The sequence below is a fragment of the Parasediminibacterium paludis genome, from assembly GCF_042651445.1.
Taxonomy (GTDB): Bacteria; Bacteroidota; Bacteroidia; order Chitinophagales; family Chitinophagaceae; genus Parasediminibacterium; species Parasediminibacterium paludis.
Window position 1 is genome coordinate 1 of sequence record NZ_JBHSDC010000030.1, and the last position, 16,791, is coordinate 16,791.

17 protein-coding genes and 1 tRNA gene are annotated in these 16,791 nt (G+C 36.0%); 9 read left to right on the forward strand and 9 right to left on the reverse strand.

All coding sequences use genetic code 11. The features are described 5' to 3' along the window. Window positions 1-232 precede the first annotated feature (232 nt). The 3 genes from ACFOW1_RS16340 to ACFOW1_RS16350 all read left to right on the forward strand — a co-directional run bounded on the left by ACFOW1_RS16340 (window position 233) and on the right by ACFOW1_RS16350 (window position 1,810). Window positions 233-580, forward strand: a complete 348-nt coding sequence (locus ACFOW1_RS16340) for a T9SS type A sorting domain-containing protein (protein ID WP_379015769.1) — start codon at window positions 233-235, stop codon at window positions 578-580. Between the two features lie 178 nt (window positions 581-758). Then, entirely contained in the window at window positions 759-1,496 is a 738-nt protein-coding gene (rluF, locus tag ACFOW1_RS16345) for a 23S rRNA pseudouridine(2604) synthase RluF (RefSeq protein WP_379015770.1), read from the forward strand. 131 nt (window positions 1,497-1,627) lie between these two features. Continuing rightward, window positions 1,628-1,810 (forward strand): hypothetical protein, encoded by a 183-nt coding sequence (locus ACFOW1_RS16350; protein ID WP_379015771.1) that lies wholly within the window; start codon window positions 1,628-1,630, stop codon window positions 1,808-1,810. Between the two features lie 305 nt (window positions 1,811-2,115). On the opposite strand, the gene ahcY is transcribed toward ACFOW1_RS16350, so the two are convergent. Then, complete coding sequence (ahcY, locus tag ACFOW1_RS16355; RefSeq protein ID WP_379015773.1) at window positions 2,116-3,441, reverse strand: adenosylhomocysteinase; 1,326 nt, start codon at window positions 3,439-3,441, stop codon at window positions 2,116-2,118. 115 nt (window positions 3,442-3,556) lie between these two features. Between ahcY and ACFOW1_RS16360 the strand changes: the two genes are divergently transcribed. Beyond that, entirely contained in the window at window positions 3,557-4,054 is a 498-nt protein-coding gene (locus ACFOW1_RS16360; protein WP_379015774.1) for an Lrp/AsnC family transcriptional regulator, read from the forward strand. Between the two features lie 220 nt (window positions 4,055-4,274). After that, entirely contained in the window at window positions 4,275-5,432 is a 1,158-nt protein-coding gene (locus ACFOW1_RS16365) for an NAD(P)/FAD-dependent oxidoreductase (RefSeq protein ID WP_379015775.1), read from the forward strand. Here ACFOW1_RS16365 and ACFOW1_RS16370 read toward each other — a convergent pair whose 3' ends face one another. Genes ACFOW1_RS16370 through ACFOW1_RS16380 form a run of 3 tightly spaced genes read right to left on the reverse strand, consistent with a single transcriptional unit; the run spans window position 5,433 to window position 9,206 of the window. After that, window positions 5,433-5,924 (reverse strand): GNAT family N-acetyltransferase, encoded by a 492-nt coding sequence (locus ACFOW1_RS16370; protein ID WP_379015776.1) that lies wholly within the window; start codon window positions 5,922-5,924, stop codon window positions 5,433-5,435. A gap of 3 nt (window positions 5,925-5,927) precedes the next feature. Continuing rightward, window positions 5,928-6,521: a phosphatase PAP2 family protein gene (locus tag ACFOW1_RS16375; RefSeq protein WP_379015777.1), complete on the reverse strand. Its 594-nt coding sequence runs from the start codon at window positions 6,519-6,521 to the stop codon at window positions 5,928-5,930. 24 nt (window positions 6,522-6,545) lie between these two features. Next, window positions 6,546-9,206 carry a valine--tRNA ligase gene (locus ACFOW1_RS16380; protein WP_379015779.1) on the reverse strand — a complete coding sequence of 887 codons (2,661 nt, stop codon included), beginning with the start codon at window positions 9,204-9,206 and terminating at the stop codon, window positions 6,546-6,548. A gap of 243 nt (window positions 9,207-9,449) precedes the next feature. On the opposite strand from ACFOW1_RS16380, the gene ACFOW1_RS16385 reads away from it, so the two are divergent. Beyond that, window positions 9,450-10,769, forward strand: a complete 1,320-nt coding sequence (locus ACFOW1_RS16385; protein WP_379015781.1) for an aspartate kinase — start codon at window positions 9,450-9,452, stop codon at window positions 10,767-10,769. A 101-nt stretch (window positions 10,770-10,870) separates the two neighbouring features. Here the strand turns inward: ACFOW1_RS16385 and ACFOW1_RS16390 are convergent, their stop codons facing one another. After that, window positions 10,871-11,227, reverse strand: coding sequence for a YraN family protein (locus tag ACFOW1_RS16390; RefSeq protein WP_379015782.1), 357 nt, complete (start codon window positions 11,225-11,227; stop codon window positions 10,871-10,873). A gap of 129 nt (window positions 11,228-11,356) precedes the next feature. Here ACFOW1_RS16390 and manA point away from each other — a divergent pair, with 129 nt between their 5' ends. Then, window positions 11,357-12,562: a mannose-6-phosphate isomerase, class I gene (manA, locus tag ACFOW1_RS16395; protein ID WP_379015783.1), complete on the forward strand. Its 1,206-nt coding sequence runs from the start codon at window positions 11,357-11,359 to the stop codon at window positions 12,560-12,562. A gap of 93 nt (window positions 12,563-12,655) precedes the next feature. Next, the gene (locus tag ACFOW1_RS16400) at window positions 12,656-13,222 is read left to right on the forward strand and encodes a DUF6580 family putative transport protein (RefSeq protein WP_379015784.1); all 567 of its coding nucleotides are present in this window, start codon (window positions 12,656-12,658) and stop codon (window positions 13,220-13,222) included. Between the two features lie 151 nt (window positions 13,223-13,373). On the opposite strand, the gene ACFOW1_RS16405 is transcribed toward ACFOW1_RS16400, so the two are convergent. The 3 genes from ACFOW1_RS16405 to ACFOW1_RS16415 all read right to left on the reverse strand — a co-directional run bounded on the left by ACFOW1_RS16405 (window position 13,374) and on the right by ACFOW1_RS16415 (window position 16,131). Next, entirely contained in the window at window positions 13,374-14,312 is a 939-nt protein-coding gene (locus tag ACFOW1_RS16405; protein WP_379015785.1) for a magnesium transporter CorA family protein, read from the reverse strand. 101 nt (window positions 14,313-14,413) lie between these two features. Continuing rightward, window positions 14,414-15,184, reverse strand: a complete 771-nt coding sequence (gene dapF / locus ACFOW1_RS16410; protein WP_379015787.1) for a diaminopimelate epimerase — start codon at window positions 15,182-15,184, stop codon at window positions 14,414-14,416. A gap of 71 nt (window positions 15,185-15,255) precedes the next feature. Further along, complete coding sequence (locus ACFOW1_RS16415; RefSeq protein ID WP_379015789.1) at window positions 15,256-16,131, reverse strand: nucleoside phosphorylase; 876 nt, start codon at window positions 16,129-16,131, stop codon at window positions 15,256-15,258. A gap of 76 nt (window positions 16,132-16,207) precedes the next feature. Between ACFOW1_RS16415 and ACFOW1_RS16420 the strand changes: the two genes are divergently transcribed. Then, window positions 16,208-16,278, forward strand: a tRNA-Cys gene (locus ACFOW1_RS16420). Window positions 16,279-16,351: 73 nt separating this feature from the next. Here ACFOW1_RS16420 and ACFOW1_RS16425 read toward each other — a convergent pair. Further along, window positions 16,352-16,777, reverse strand: coding sequence for a DUF4395 domain-containing protein (locus ACFOW1_RS16425; RefSeq protein WP_379015790.1), 426 nt, complete (start codon window positions 16,775-16,777; stop codon window positions 16,352-16,354). Between the last annotated feature and the right edge of the window lie 14 nt (window positions 16,778-16,791).

Here is a 16,791-nt window from a genome sequence, read left to right on the forward strand (position 1 = left end):
TAAATTGAAGTAAGAATAGATAAAAGTAAGCGGCTAGTAACGAAAGTTATTAGCCGCTTTGCTTTGTGAGGTTTGGAAGAATATTGAATTAGCCCTGGTAATAATTTTATTCGGCTTTTGAAAGTATTTATTGAGAGTTATCAAATAAAGATATTAGAGACTAATACGATTATTATGCTATTACGTCTTACGATTATGCTTGCAAGTCTTTAACCAATTTGCTAATACTAATTTGCCTAATACCATTTATTATAGGTTGGAAATATTAGATAAAGATGGTAGTAAAACCTATAGTAGCATTGTAACAGTAACGGTAGCTAATAGTGCTAAACTTCGTCTAAATATTTATCCAAATCCTGTATCTACTACTTTAAAAGCGCAAATAACTACTTTAAAAGCGGGTGCTGCTACCATTATTATTACCGATGCACAAGGAAAAATTTTAGTAAAACAATCTAGCCAATTAGCTATAGGTACATCACAAGTTTCTGTAGATATTGCCAACCTTGCAGGCGGTAATTATTTATTGCAAATAAGCGGTACCGATTTTCACTTGCAACAACCATTTATAAAAGAGTAAGGGATAAAATAAATAAATTAAAACCTGCTTTAAACTTATCGAACCACCAAAAGTCTAGTAAATAGTTTTTTATGCAGCAGGGTTATAATACGGGGGCTTCTTTCCAGAAGCCTCTTTTTTGTGTTTAGGCTTTCGCACTATTTAAGGTATTTTCGCAGCTAATAATCAATTGTATATTTTGAATCCCAATTCAATTAGTCTTAATAAGTTTATCAGTGATACGGGCTATTGTTCTCGCCGCGAAGCTGATAATTTAATTACACAAGGTAGGGTATTGCTAAATGACCAACCTGCACAGCTTGGTAACCGTTACAATCCTGGTGATTCGGTTGAGGTAGATGGTAGCTTAATAACCACTGCTGATAAGCCCAAAAAACAGGAAAAACTGGTGTACTTGGCTTTTAATAAGCCTGTGGGGATTACAACTACCAGCGAAGAAAAAATACCCGGTAATATTATCGCCTACATTAAATATCCCAAGCGCATTTTTCCTATTGGTAGATTGGATAAAGACTCTGAAGGACTCATCTTTTTAACCAATGATGGTGATATTGTGAATAAAATATTACGTGCAGGCAATAACCACGAGAAAGAATATATTGTAAAAGTAAATAAGCCTGTAGATGGCTATTTTATGCAAAAGATGGCGGCTGGTGTACGCATAAAAGATGGCCTAACAAAGCCCTGTATTGTAAAAAAAGTAAGTACCCACACTTTTAGAATTATACTCACACAAGGGCTTAACCGCCAAATTCGCCGTATGTGCGAACACTTTGATTATACCGTAACGAGCCTACAACGTGTGCGCATTATGCACATAAAACTAGATAGTATTGCCCTTGGCAAGTGGCGTTATTTAAGTGAAGTAGAAATAGACAAGCTAAAAGATATGGTGAGCAATTCTAGCAAAACCTAGGGTGGTTAGGAAAGCTGATGACGCTGATGGAGCGGATTTTCGAAGATTTTATGCTGGCTTAGATATGCGCCTATTGTACAACAAATTGTTTCGGTGCTTGTTATCTTAGAAGATTATTAAACTAAATAGCAATGCCAAAGCGAACTTCTGTTAATGACGTTAAAGCGCTTGATGACCTTAACAATCTAGACCGTATTGTAAAAGACAAACGTAACACCAAAAGAGCCGATGCTAAACGAAGCCGCCGTGATAGGCATTATGTTAAAGTGCTTATAAAACACCAATTGAAAAATGGTGACTTGGACAATCAATAAATCTAAAACTAGCGAAAAATTAGTCTAGATAAAATCTGATAAAGATATGCAAACTTACAAGTGTCCGCCTAAGGCTAAACAAATGCTAAATAGTAGTGCTTATGTTTGTCACAAAATAACTTGAATTGCTGTGTGAAGTCTCTGACTTAGCATGTTTTATGTTCTTTAGAGTCGCAGACTCTCTCTAACATATTAGTTACGAAGTCAGAGACTTCGTACAGCGAAGTGACGACATAAAAAAGCCGTTTCGAAACTTCGAAACGGCTTTCACTATTAATCTCAAATCAGAAATCAGAAATCTCAAATTAATATCTGTACATGTCGCTTTTGAAAGGCCCATTTTGTGGAATGCCTAAGTAAGCAGCTTGTTCTGGTGTTAATACATCTAGTTCTACACCAATTTTAGCGAGGTGTAAACGGGCAACTTTCTCATCCAACGTTTTTGGTAACACATATACTTTATTTTCGTAAGCAGCGTGGTTTGTCCATAATTCTACTTGCGCTAAAGTTTGGTTACTAAAGCTGTTACTCATTACAAAACTTGGGTGACCAGTAGCACAACCTAAGTTTACCAAACGACCTTCAGCCAAAATGATGATGTCTTTACCATCAATGTTGTAGATGTCAACTTGTGGTTTGATGGTATCTTTTGTATGACCATAGTTTTTGTTTAACCAAGCCATATCTATTTCAATATCAAAGTGACCGATATTACATACAATCGCTTTGTCTTTCATCAAACGGAAATGTTTTTCAGTAATCAAGTCACGACAGCCCGATGCAGTAACAATAATGTCAGCCTCAGCAACAGCTTTGTGCATTGGTTTTACCTCAAAACCATCCATTGCAGCTTGCAACGCACAAATAGGATCAATTTCGGTAACAATAACACGGCAACCTGCACCTAATAAAGAAGCAGCAGAACCTTTACCTACATCACCGTAAGAACCTACAACCGCAACTTTACCAGCCATCATTACGTCAGTAGCTCTACGAATGGCATCTACCAAACTTTCTTTACAACCGTATTTGTTATCGAATTTAGATTTTGTAACGCTGTCGTTGACGTTAATTGCAGGAATTGGTAAAGTACCTTTAGCCATACGCTCGTACAAGCGGTGAACGCCTGTAGTAGTTTCTTCACTTAAACCTTTAATGTTAGCCACTAATTCAGGATAAGTATCAAATACCATATTGGTTAAATCGCCCCCATCGTCTAAAATCATGTTTAAAGGACGGTCAGCACCACCAAAGAACAAGGTTTGTTCAATACACCAATCCGCTTCTTCTTGTGTTTGACCTTTCCAAGCAAAAACGCCAATACCAGCAGCAGCAATAGCAGCAGCAGCTTGATCTTGTGTAGAGAAGATATTGCAAGAGCTCCATTTTACCTCAGCACCCAAAGCCACCAAAGTTTCAATTAAAACCGCAGTTTGAATAGTCATGTGTAAGCAGCCTGCAATACGTGCACCTTTTAATGGTTGGCTAGGGCCATATTCTTCACGGATAGCCATTAAACCTGGCATTTCAGCTTCTGCCAAACGGATTTCTTTACGACCCCATTCAGCAAGGCTAATATCAGCTACCTTGTATGGTAAGCTAAAATCGATTGATTTTGATAAAGTAGACATGTTTTAAATTTAGATGACAAATATAGTTTGGTAGGATAAAGTTGGTGTTATTTAATTTTATTTGGGAAATAGTTGGCAAATTTGATTGCTGTAAAGAACAAATAACTATAAAGCCATGTCAAAAGCCATTAAAAAAGAACAATCCACCAACGAGGTTTTAGTGCTAGACGATAAAGACCTTGCCATTTTACGCTTACTTCAGCAAAATGCTAAAGCAACCGTAAAAGAAATAGCTGATGCAATACACTTAAGCACTACGCCTGTGCATGAACGCATAAAGCGTATGGAACAAAATGGTGTGATAAAACAATATGCTACTTTGGTAGACCATAGCAAGGTGAAAAAGGGCTTGATGGTGATTTGCTATGTATCGCTAAAGCAACATGATAAAACCGCTGGTACTGAGTTTATACAAATGATTAATGCCATGCCTGAGGTGATAGAGTGCTATAATATTAGCGGCGAATTTGACTTTATGCTAAAAGTAGTAGCTGAAAATATGGATGATTATTACCACTTTCATGTAAATAAGCTAAGCGAAACAGGTAATTTGGGTCATGTGCAAAGTGTATTTGTAATGGGCGTGATTAAGCAAACGCATGTGGTGGTGTAGTCAATGGTCAATGGTCAATGGTCAATGGTCAATGGTCAATGGTCAATGGTCAATGGTCAATGGTCAATGGTCAATAGTCAATGGTCAATGGTCAATGGTCAATGGTCAATTAATTTTAGATTACGCAATTTACATTATTGCTTTCGCATTTAAGTTTAGTTGAAACTTGAAAACAATTACTTTTAAAACTTGTAATATTGACTAAATAGCATTTCTAGTTATGATAGATACACCTGTTTGCATCGTAGGTGCTGGCCCAGCAGGGCTTGTGGCTTCTTTATTTCTAAGCAAGTATGGTGTGAAGCATACTATTTTTGAACGCAAAAAAGAGATAGGTGATAAGGTTTGCGGGGAATGTTATGATGGCAGGCTAGCCAATGTATTGAACAAACTCGACACGAATTTATTGCCTGCAATGCTTACTGAGCAAGTATTACAGCCAATAGAACAATACCAATATTTTAACCATAAAGGCAAGGGGCTATATATAGACGCTGCTAAGCACAATGCGGTAAGTAGATATAGCACTTACAGAAAAGACTTTGATACTTTTTTACGGGCTGAAGTACTAAAAAGTCCATATGCGAAGCTTTGTACAGGCGAATCGGTCAATAAAATTGTTACGCATACAAATAATATTGAGATTATTACTGCAAATGATAGTACTAAAAGTGAACTTGTAATAATAGCAACTGGCAATTTATCGATGTTGGCAAATCAAGCAAAACAAGTTTCGCCTGACCATTTTTTATTGGCCGCAAGGGGCTACTACCGCAATTTAAACATTACAGAGCCGCATGGTTTTCAAGTGTACTTAATTAACAAACCAGCGAATGGCTATTTGTTTATTAATAAGCTGCCAAAAGGCTTGTACACGGTGGAAATGTTTATTTTAAAACGCTATGCGAGTAAACATGGCTTCAATGCTGAAACCTTGTTGCAGCAAGTGATACAGCAGCAACCTCAGGTAAAGAATATTATGGCTAACGCAGTTTTAGTAGAAAAAGTTAAAGGTGCTTCGTTACCATCAACAGCAAATAAGAATCAAAGTTTTTCTGCCGAAAGAGTATTGCTAGCTGGTTCGTCTGGAAGTGGTGTCAATCCGTTAACTGGTTGGGGCGTTGGTCATGCGGTGTTTCAAGGTATGTGTGCAGCAGAACAATGTGTTGCTAGTTTACAAGCGCAGGCGTTTGGTGCAGACTATTTGCAGCGATATGATGCACGTTTAAAAAAATCATTACAAAACGATTGGCAAAAAAGCCAACAAGTAGATTTTATTATGCGGTATTTGCATAAGTCTACAGGCAGATTTATTGGCTATGCCGCTTCGAATAAATATTTGAATAATATTGCCGAAAAAGCGATTATAGGTGTGTAATTATAAGTTTATACTCATGACGTAATCATTCATATAAAAGCCTTCGCCAAAATAAAAGTCTTCTGATTTTACAATTTCAAAGCCCATTTTTTCGTAAAAACCAACGGCTTTATTTTTTCTATTTACTTGTAGTTCCAATTGCTTACCTCCAAGTTTAATTACTTTATTCAGTACTTCTTTTAGTAAGGCCTTGCCCGCGCCAGATTTTTGTACATCAGGGTTTACATACAGCTTGTGTAGTTTGTAAATATTGTCTTGCAGCAGTCCATACGATGCAAAACCAACAATCTCATTGTCTACCTCTGCTACTAAAAACTGTATGCCTTCATAAAATTGATTTTCCAACACATCTTGGCTATACATCTTCTCAAGCATATACTCAATTTGTTCGCTAGTGATGATGCGCTTATAGGCTGTTGGCCAAGTAGTATAAGCAATATTTTGAATAGCATTTATATCTCTTATAGTCGCAATTCTTATTTCAGCAAGCATATGTTAGTGTGTCTTTTTAGTGAACAACTTTTTATTTAGATATCGACTTAGACAAGCACTACCAGCACCAATGGCCGCCCCAGCTAATACATCGGTAGGGTAATGTTCGCCCAAATATAAACGAGAATAGCCAACGCTAGAAGCCCAAGCATAAGCAGGCACAACTACATACCATTTTTTATATTGTAATGATAGCGAAGTAGCCACTGCAAATGCAGTGGATGTATGGCCAGAAGGAAACGATTTATCACCTTCAATTTGATATGGGTGAATAAGTAATGGGTATTTCTCGTAAGGTCTTTCTCGGTTGATGGTGTACTTTAAACCTTGTGTTACCAATGTATTAATAGCCAAAGCTCCAACAGTTTCCCAACCTTGCTTTTGTAGTTGTCTATCTTTTTTAATAAAACCTACAATCAACTGAGTTGCAGGCACACCAACGCTTACGGCGTAAGTAGACGATGATGTTTTTTGCCAAAAGCCAGAAGATGGTTGTTGCGGGTTAATATTATTCAGCAAGTTTACCTCCCAGTTTTGTGCATGGGTATTCAAGGAAATAAATAAAATAAATACAAACGCTTTTATCTTTTGCATCATTAATTTCAAATTGCACATTCCAAATTATAGACTGCTTAAGCTTTCTTCAATGGTTTTAATTCTTGCTTCTGCGTCAGCTTGTTTTTTGCGTTCAAATTCTATCACTTCTGGTTTTGCATTTTGCACAAAACGTTCGTTAGATAATTTCTTCAATACGCTTTGCAAAAAGTTTTGCTGATACGCTAAGTCCTTTTCTAGTTCTGCTTTTAGAGCCACAGTATCAACTGCTCTTTCTGCTTGCAAAAAGAATTTATCTTGTTCTACTGCAACTACAATATTATTTGCAATCGCTTCATTAGTAAACGTAATGGCTTCAGCATTTACTTGTTTAGACAATATGCTTGCAATGCCATTGAAACTCTCTTGATTGCTAGTTTGTATAGATAACTTGATGGTTTCTTTTGGTTTGATTTGGTTCTTATTTCTTGCTTCGCGAATAGCAGTAATGACTTGTTTTAATAATTCTGCTTCTACAAGAATTTCTGATTTAGGATTTGAAATTTGAGCGAATTGCTTTACACACAAACTTTCTGTTTGCGCTTTTAATAATCCAAAAATTTCTTCGGTAACAAATGGTGTAAAAGGATGCATCAGTTGCATTAACTGCTCGAAAAAGCCAATGGTTTTGTTATAAATATTTGCACTAATTGGTTGTTCAAAACCTGGTTTTACCCATTCTAAATACCAACTACAGAAATCATCCCAAATAAGGCTATAAATCACTTTTAAGGCTTCGCTAATTTTAAACTGCGCCATTAAACCATCTACTTCAATTTGCACTTGTGCTAGTCTATTTTCAAACCAAGTAGTGGCAAAATTACTTTCTGTGGTCTGTTGACTGTTATCGGTCGACTGTCTTCCTTCCCACATTTTCACCAATTTCAAAGCATTCCAAAGCTTGTTATTAAAGTTTCTACCTTGTTCAAGTGATGCTTCATCAAACATTAAATCGTTGCCAGCAGGCGAAGAGAACATAATGCCAAAGCGTACTGCATCGGCACCATACTTATCAATTAAACCTAATAAATCTGGGCTATTACCCAATTGCTTACTCATTTTACGGCCTTGCTTGTCACGCACCATACCAGTAAAATACACATCTTTAAATGGTAATTCGCCTTTAAATGCGTAGCCGGCCATAATCATTCTTGCCACCCAAAAAAATATAATATCCTGCCCTGTCACCAAAGTGGTAGTAGGGTAGTAGTAATTTACTTCTTCGTTATGAGGATTACTAATGCCTTTAAAAACTTCCATTGGCCACAACCAAGATGAGAACCAAGTGTCTAAGCAATCTTCATCTCTTGTAAGTTGCTGATTTGGAATTTGAAATTTCGAATTGTACAATGCTATTGCTTCTTGCTCAGTTTCTGCCACTACACAATTGCCTGAATTATCATACCATGCAGGAATTTGCTGCCCCCACCAAAGTTGACGAGAAATGCACCAATCTTTAATATTACTCAACCAATGGTTATAAGTGTTTTTTAGCTTGGTAGGATGAAACGTAATTTCATCGTTCATAACGGTTGTAAGCGTTTCTGGATGCTTTGCCAAAAATGCTTTCATATCTACAAACCATTGTAAGCTCAATCTACTTTCAATAACAGCACCCGTTCTTTCACTAGTACCTACTTGACCTTTGTACTCTTCAATTTTTTCAATTTGATCAAGCGCTGCAATGTCTTCAGCAATTTGTTTTCTTAACGCAAATCTATCTACACCATTATAAGCCAATATCTGCGCTGATGGGTTTTCGTCCATTAATTGTTCAGCAGTAAACTTGCCTTCTGCATCAAGCGTATCAATGGTTTTAAGATTGTGCTTTCTACCTATTTCATTATCGTTTTTATCGTGGGCTGGTGTAATTTTCAAAGCACCTGTACCAAATTCAGCATCTACATACTCGTCTGCAATAATTGGTATTTTACGGTTAATAAGTGGCACAATAACTTCTTTACCAATCCATGCTTTATAGCGCTCGTCATTTGGATTTACACAAATAGCCACATCACCTAAAATGGTTTCTGGTCTTGTAGTAGCAACCATCATGTACTTGCTGTTGTCTTCTACCAAAGGATATTTTACATAGTAAAGCTTGCTATCAATTTCTTTAAAAATTACTTCCTCATCACTTAAAGCCGTTTTACTTGCAGGATCCCAGTTTACCATTCTTAAGCCACGGTAAATGATGCCTTCTTGATGTAGCTGGACAAATATTTTAATCACAGCTTTGTAGTAATCATCATCCATGGTAAATGATGTTCTATCCCAATCTAAACTACAGCCTAGCTTTTTTAATTGTTGTAAAATAATGCCACCGTATTTCTCTTTCCATTCCCAGGCATAACCTAAAAATTCTTCTCTTGTTAAAGATGATTTTGCAATGCCTCTTTCACGCAACATGGCTACTACTTTGGCTTCTGTGGCAATAGAAGCATGGTCTGTACCAGGCACCCAGCAAGCATTTTTGCCCATCATTCTAGCACGACGCACCAAAATATCTTGAATGGTATTATTTAAGCAATGACCCATGTGTAACACACCGGTAACATTTGGCGGTGGAATAACCACAGTATAAGCTTCTCTCGCATCGGGCACACTTTTAAAGTAGCCTTTTTCGTTCCATACATCCATCCATTTTAGCTCTATAGCTTGCGGTTCAAAGTTTTTTGATAATTCCATTGCTTGTAGTTTTCTCTAAATCTTTTTGCGGTAAAATTCAATTCTAATCACTTCAATTATTTTTAATAAAACAAGCAATTAGGGCTGCAAAAGTAAGGAAAAGCAAGGCTGCCGATAAGCATAATTTACCTCTAAAACTGATAATTACAAAAACATATGTTAGGCATAAAAAACCGCCTCAAAAACATTCGACTTATCATTTTAAACTAGGTATATATTTGCACCCACAAAAAAAGTAGGGTAATGAAAATAATGAAATTTGGCGGTACTAGCGTAGGTAAGCCAGAACGTATGCATCAAGTGGCGCAATTAATTACCAAAGATGCTGAACCAAAAATTGTGGTATTAAGTGCATTAAGCGGCACTACCAATTCGTTGGTAGAAATTAGTAACCATTTAGCCAAGAGCGACCGTGAGGCTGCGAGGCAATCCATAGATAAATTAGAAGCACATTATAGAAGTTTTGTATTATTACTTGCTAGCGGTACCGAGGCGCAAGCTAAAGCTAATGCTATTGTGAGCGAACATTTCGAATTTTTAAACATCATCCTACGCATTTCTTTCAGCGATGCGTTGTATAAAGATATATTGGCACAAGGCGAGTTGCTAAGTACCAAATTGTTCTGTGTATTTTTAGAAGAACAAGGTATTGACCATCAATTATTACCTGCATTAGACTTTATGAGTATTGATGCCAATGGTGAGCCACATGTAGAAGCAATAAGAGCGAAACTAACACCAATTTTAGCACAATATGCGTCTAAAAAACTTTTCATTACGCAAGGTTATATCTGTAAAAATGCAAGAGGCGAGGTAGATAATTTAAAACGTGGCGGTAGCGATTATACTGCATCGCTTGTAGCTGCGGCTGTAAATGCAACAGTGTGTGAAATATGGACTGACATAGATGGTATGCACAATAATGACCCTCGTATTGTTGAAAAAACGAATGCAATAGAACAATTGAGCTTTGACGAAGCGGCTGAGTTAGCTTATTTTGGAGCTAAAATTTTACACCCAACTTGTATTTGGCCAGCCCAACAAGAAAACGTGCCTGTTAAGCTATTAAATACCATGCAGCCAGAAGCCGTAGGTACAGTTATTACCAAAGAAGCAGGTAGCGTAGGTATTAAAGCTGTGGCTGCAAAAGATGGCATTATTGCTATTAAAATTAAGAGCAGCCGTATGCTATTGGCTTATGGCTTTTTAAGAAAAGTATTTGAGGTATTTGAAAAATACAAAACCTCAATTGATATGATTACGACTTCTGAAGTAGCAGTATCTGTAACCATTGATAGCGCTGAATTCTTGAAGGAAATAGTACAAGAATTAGAACCATTTGGTCATGTAGAAGTTGAAACCAACCAAAGTATTGTATCTATTGTAGGTAATGAAATTGCAAAAACAGAAAGCGTTTTACAAAAATTATTCATTGCTATCAACGAAATACCAGTAACCATGGTGAGCTATGGTGGTAGCCATCACAATATCTCATTATTAGTGCCAAACGAATACAGAACAAAAACATTACAACTGCTAAACAGTGGTTTATTTGGTTTATAATCAATGTATTTGATTGGTTTAAAAAAAATCCCCAGCAAGCAATTGTTAGGGATTTTTATTTTATCAATTTGTATAATTCGCTTTAATTGTGTTATACATGTCTAAAAGAACACATCTTCAATCATAAAAATCTCAGGTATTTCGCCTTTTTTTAAAGTAATAGCAATCACATCAAACTGTATTTTCAGCCATTCTGGATGTTGGTACAAATATTCCTCGGCCGCTTTTTTTAGGTGATTCATTTTGGCTTGACTAATACTTTCTTCTGGCAAACCAAATTTGGCATTGGTTCTTGTTTTTACCTCTACAAAGTGTAACTTATTATTAAGGCTAGCAATAATGTCTATTTCCAAATGCTTGTGTCGCCAATTTTTAGCAATAATGCTGTAATTTTTCTCAATTAAATAGGCTTCGGCTAATAATTCGCCTTTATTTCCTGTGCGTTTGTGGTGCGTCATACTTAATTTCGTGACATTAAAGTATACTGTGAGATAATCATAAAATTTTTATGCTAATTTATACCAAACGCATTGATAATTTACCGTGATTATACGATATATCCAATTGAAACCAATAAACAACTACACATGAAACTGAATGGAAAAACATTTCATTTAAAAGGAAAAGTGCAAAACTATGCATGGGGCGGTTATAGCTTTTTACCAGCATTGTTAGGCTTTGATAATATAGATAATAAACCCTGTGCAGAGTATTGGATGGGTGCGCATCCTTCTGCCGCGTCTATTATTAGTGATGATACAACGTCAGTTGCATTAAATGAATTAATTGCGAGTAATCCTGCTGAAACCATTACTAGCAAGGTTTTTGAGCAATTTGGCGAATTGCCATATCTTTTCAAAATACTGGATGTAAAAGATATGTTGTCTATTCAGGTGCATCCTACAAAAACTGAAGCTGCCAAAGGTTTTGATGCCGAGCAAGCAGCAGGTATACCCATTAATGCGCCACATCGTAATTATAAAGATAGAAACCACAAGCCCGAAGTAATGGTAGCTTTGAGTGAGTTTTGGTTGCTACATGGGTTTAAGCAAAAAGACGATTTGATGCAAACCTTAATAGAGGTACAGGAATTTAATGTGCTGATGCCTTTATTCAAAAAAGGTGGCTACAAAGGCTTGTACCAAATGGTAATGGAAATGGATCAAGTATATGTAGATAATATGCTCGCACCCTTGGTAAAGCGTGAGTTGCGCCGTAAGGCGCACAACGAGCTTACTAAACATGATGCAGGTTGGTGGGTAGCGAAATTATTTGAAGGGAAAGATGAAGTGGTGAATATTGACAAAGGTGTTTTTTCTATTTACTTCTTCAATATTGTAAAAGCAGAAGCTGGCGAAGCGGTATTTCAAGGAGCAGGTGTGCCACATGCTTACTTAGAAGGGCAGAATGTAGAGTTAATGGCCAATAGTGACAATGTGTTACGTGGCGGCCTTACACCTAAACATATAGATGTGCCAGAGTTATTAAAACATACCTTGTTTGAAGGTGTAAAACCTAACGTAATGAAGGGTAACGATATAGGTAATCATGCGGTGTATTATCCTTGCCCAGTACCAGATTTTGGTATTCATAAAATTAGTTTGCAAGGCAATAGTCATGAAGCCACAGCTAGTTCACTAGAAATCATGATTGCAGTAGAAGGTGGCGCTGTGATTAATAGTAGTAGAAATATTGTTTTAAAACAAGGTGAATCAGTAGCCATTTTACCTGGTGAAACTTATAAAATTGAAGCCTCTGGAAAATGTGTTTTGTACAAAGCTTTTGTACCTTAATCCTACTAATAATGCATGCTTATCCACCAATGAGGAAAATAGGATTTGTAGGGTTGCATTTTCAGCCTATTTTTGTTATCGAAACACTTGACTATGAAGTTGAATAAAAACATCGTTATTTCTTTGGTATTGTTGATTCTAATGGCATCCCTTTACCGCATTATCCCTAACCGTCCATTTGGCTTTGCACCACAAATTGCTATGGCTTTATTTGGTGGTGCCTTGTTTGTGAATAATAAAAAATGGGCCTTTTTATTGCCATTATTATCCATGTTTATTAGCGATGCTTTGTACCAAGTATTGTATGCGAGTGGTCTTAGCCAAACCAAAGGTTTTTATAGCGGTCAAGTAACGAACTATTTGTTATTTGCTGGCTTAACGGTTATTGGTTTTGCAGTAAAAATGAATAAAATTGGTAGCATTATCGGAGGTATTTTAGCAGCACCTACCGCTTATTTCTTAGTATCTAATTTATTAGTTTGGGCAAGTGGTGGGGGTTATCATCATCCAAAAACATTGGATGGCATGTTGGCTTGTTTAGCAGATGGTTTACCTTTTTATCAAGGTAGTTTAACGGGTACTGCGGTGTTTTCGGGTTTATTATTTGGAAGTTACTTCTTAATTCAGCAACGTGCCGACAGTACTTCTGTAGTAAAATAATTAATCATGTATCTATTCTAATCAACGGCACGCTTACAGCGTGCCGTTGATGTTTCTAATAGTTGCTAAGCAAAGTACAGGACGTACAAGTGTGCGACGCAACGATATTAAATAGTAGTACTATCGCTGGCCAAACAAATACCTATTTGCCTTAAAACCATTTTTTCTTAATAAAATATGTGCTGATAATTACTGATATAATAATCGTTACGGCAATGGTAATGTTGAAAGTAAAGCTAGGTATTGAGATTGTTATTAATGTATTCATAGAGAATATAATGGCCACCAATATTGGTAATAATAAGATAATAGTGATAGCGGATAAACGTTTCATCACAGTATTTGCATGATTGCTAATAATACTGTTGAAGGCATATTGCGAACTTGTTAAAATATTGGTGTAGGTATTCGCCATTTCAAGCGCTTGGCTTGTATCTACAATTAAATCTAGCATAAACTCTTTTTCTTCATCTGTAAGACCTAAAAAGTTGGTGCGTTCTAGCTTCATCAATAACATTTCATTACTGCGCAAGGCGGTAATAAAGTACACCAAACTTTTTTGTATACGCATTAAATTTAATAAATCTTCATTGCTATTGCTTTCATAAAGGCTGGTTTCGTATTTGTTTCTGCGTTGGTTGACTTCTTTTAAAAATTCCATAAAGTTTTGTACCACTTTTTCAAAAATCTTTAGCACCATCATGCTACGATTTTCAGGATTTCGTCGCTGGAAAGAGTTGAGGAATTTTTTAATGGCACCATTATCGAAGCTATTTACTGTAACAATTTGGTGATCTGTTAAGATAATGCAGATAGGGATGGTAATGTAAAATGCATCACTATCGTTAAAGGAATTGTTTTCGGTTGGCGTTTTAATAACAATGAATTTGGTATTGTCATAAAGTTCAAAACGTGGTCTTTCGTCAATATCTAGTGAGTCTCTTAAAAACTCAATAGGTATGGTCAAGGCATTGCTTAATTCTATAAATTCCTCTTCCTTAAATGGTGGTACCAAATTAACCCAAGTACCATTTTCAAGTTTATCAATTTCTATGGTTTGCTGATTAATTATTTTAAAATATTGAATCATAATGTAAAAGTGAAATATGAAAAGCCAATGGTCAATTATTTATTAGTTTATGCAATATACATGAATGCTGTTACATTAGATTTTATCAGTAAAACCCGTTACTATATCTCGATCTCGCCTTTAAACACGAATGTTGCAGGACCGCAAAGCCAGATATTTTCAAAAGTTTTTTCGCCGGTTTTATCAAATTCAACTGCAAGGTTACCGCCTAGGGTTGTTACTTCAATACGGTTAAAACCATTTTCGTTATGTGCAAAAATTAAAGCCGATGCAGTAACACCTGTTCCGCAACTTAAGGTCTCGTTTTCAACACCACGCTCGTAAGTGCGCACAATAATTTTGTCTTCGTCTGTGCTTTCTACAAAGTTTACGTTAATGCCTTCAGCTTTAAATCCATCACTATACCTTATTTCACGTCCCATTTTGTATACATCAAAATTCATTACATCGCTAGTAGGATGTACTAAATGTGGGCTACCTGTATTTAACACAAAATCACCATGATTTTGAATGATAGTGTCCACGTCTTTCATTTTTAAATTTACCCAATTGTCGCTAAACGTCGCTTCATGTTCTCCATCAATAGCTATAAATTTCAGTGTGTCTTTTTTAATGCCCATATCGTAGGCAAATTGTGTTAAACACCTACCACCATTGCCACACATGGTACTTTCGTTGCCATCTGCATTGTAATACACCATTTCAAAATCATAGCCTTGTTGTTGGTTCAGTAGCATTAAGCCGTCGGCGCCTACCCCAAATTTTCTGTCACATAAGTGATTTACTTGTGCTGTAGTTAAGGTAATTGAACTATCTCGATTATCAAAAATGATAAAGTCGTTACCCGTTCCTTGATATTTATAGAATGTCATGTTTGTCACTTGTCGATCAATTTTGAATTGTGCAATATACTTAATGCTGTTGCATATAGCTTTACCTGTAACTAGTAACTCGAAATAATCCCCAATGCTTTTACGATTAAGTTCTCAATAGCTTTTTGACTGTCTTTACTAAATGTTTTTTCTACCCGATTGGCTACAATAGCATTTAAACTTAAACAATGATGGCCTAATAATTTGCCTAAGCCATAGATAGCGCTAGTTTCCATTTCAAAATTAGTAATACGATGTTGCCCAAATGTAAATTCGGGTAAACGATCTATTAATTTAGGATTAGTAAGGCCTAAGCGCAAAACACGACCTTGAGGGCCAAAAAAGCCAGGGCAAGTAACAGTTATACCATGATGAAAACCATCTACAAAATGCTTTAACAAACCACTACTAGCACCAGTAATATATGGCTGAGAAACAGATGCATCTATTTGTGTATGATTGATGAATTGTTGTAAAATTTGTTGCTCTTCATCATTGTTACCATGGGTATAGAAATTAAGTAAATTATCTATGCCTAAACCATGCGAACTAGCTACAAAACCATCTACAGGAATATCTTTCTGTAGCGAACCAGATGTGCCAATCCTTATTATATTCAAATGTTTTAAAACTGTGTTAATGGTTCTTGTTTTAAAATCAATATTTACCAACGCATCAAGCTCGTTCAATACAATATCAATATTATCTGGCCCAATACCAGTAGAAATAACAGTTAAACGTTTGTTACCCAATCTACCTGTATGCGATATAAATTCACGATGCTCGTTTCTGACTTCAACAGTATCAAAATGTTTACTTACTTCTTTTACTCTACCAGGATCGCCCACAAAAATCACGGTATCCGCAACATCTTCTGGTAACATATCCAAATGATATATGGCACCCCGATTGTTGATGATTAGTTCGCTTTCTTCTATTTTCTGCATACTTTTTTTTAGATTTCAAATTTAGAGTGTCTTTTTTCAATCTGAAACATTATTTTTGCAGCCTTAAAACACAAATGGTTCTGTGGCCGAGTGGCTAGGCAGAGCTCTGCAAAAGCTCCTACAGCGGTTCGAATCCGCTCGGAACCTCTAGTTACAAATACATAAAAGCCACTATATTAGTGGCTTTTATCGTTTTCAAAACTGATTTCCGATGGAACTCTTATCGCAAAATTTTCAATTTAATAAGGAAATCGTACACATAACAACCAGCACAAATACTTAAAAACGATTCTAAAAAAGCAAAAAAGGCTAATATAATTGTAACGATTAGAGTATTAATGCCTACAATTTGTAATACAACAATAGTTACTGAGAATAAAAAGCCAATTCTTGCAGCGAAGCGTTTTGGTGGCAGGTAAATGAACTTTATTGGCAAACGGAATGTTTTTACCAACTTATCGGCTACAAAACCTAGCGGACTTAAATGGCCTACATTAAAACCACGTAAGCCAAAATCTATCACTAAAAAAATGGGTAAAATAATACTCAATGTAAGTAAATAAATGATAGCAATAACGAGTACAAATAATGCAATAACTCGAATTTTACTTTCATTTGTTTGTGCTTGATGGCTAATATCAGACATTTTAAATAATTTAT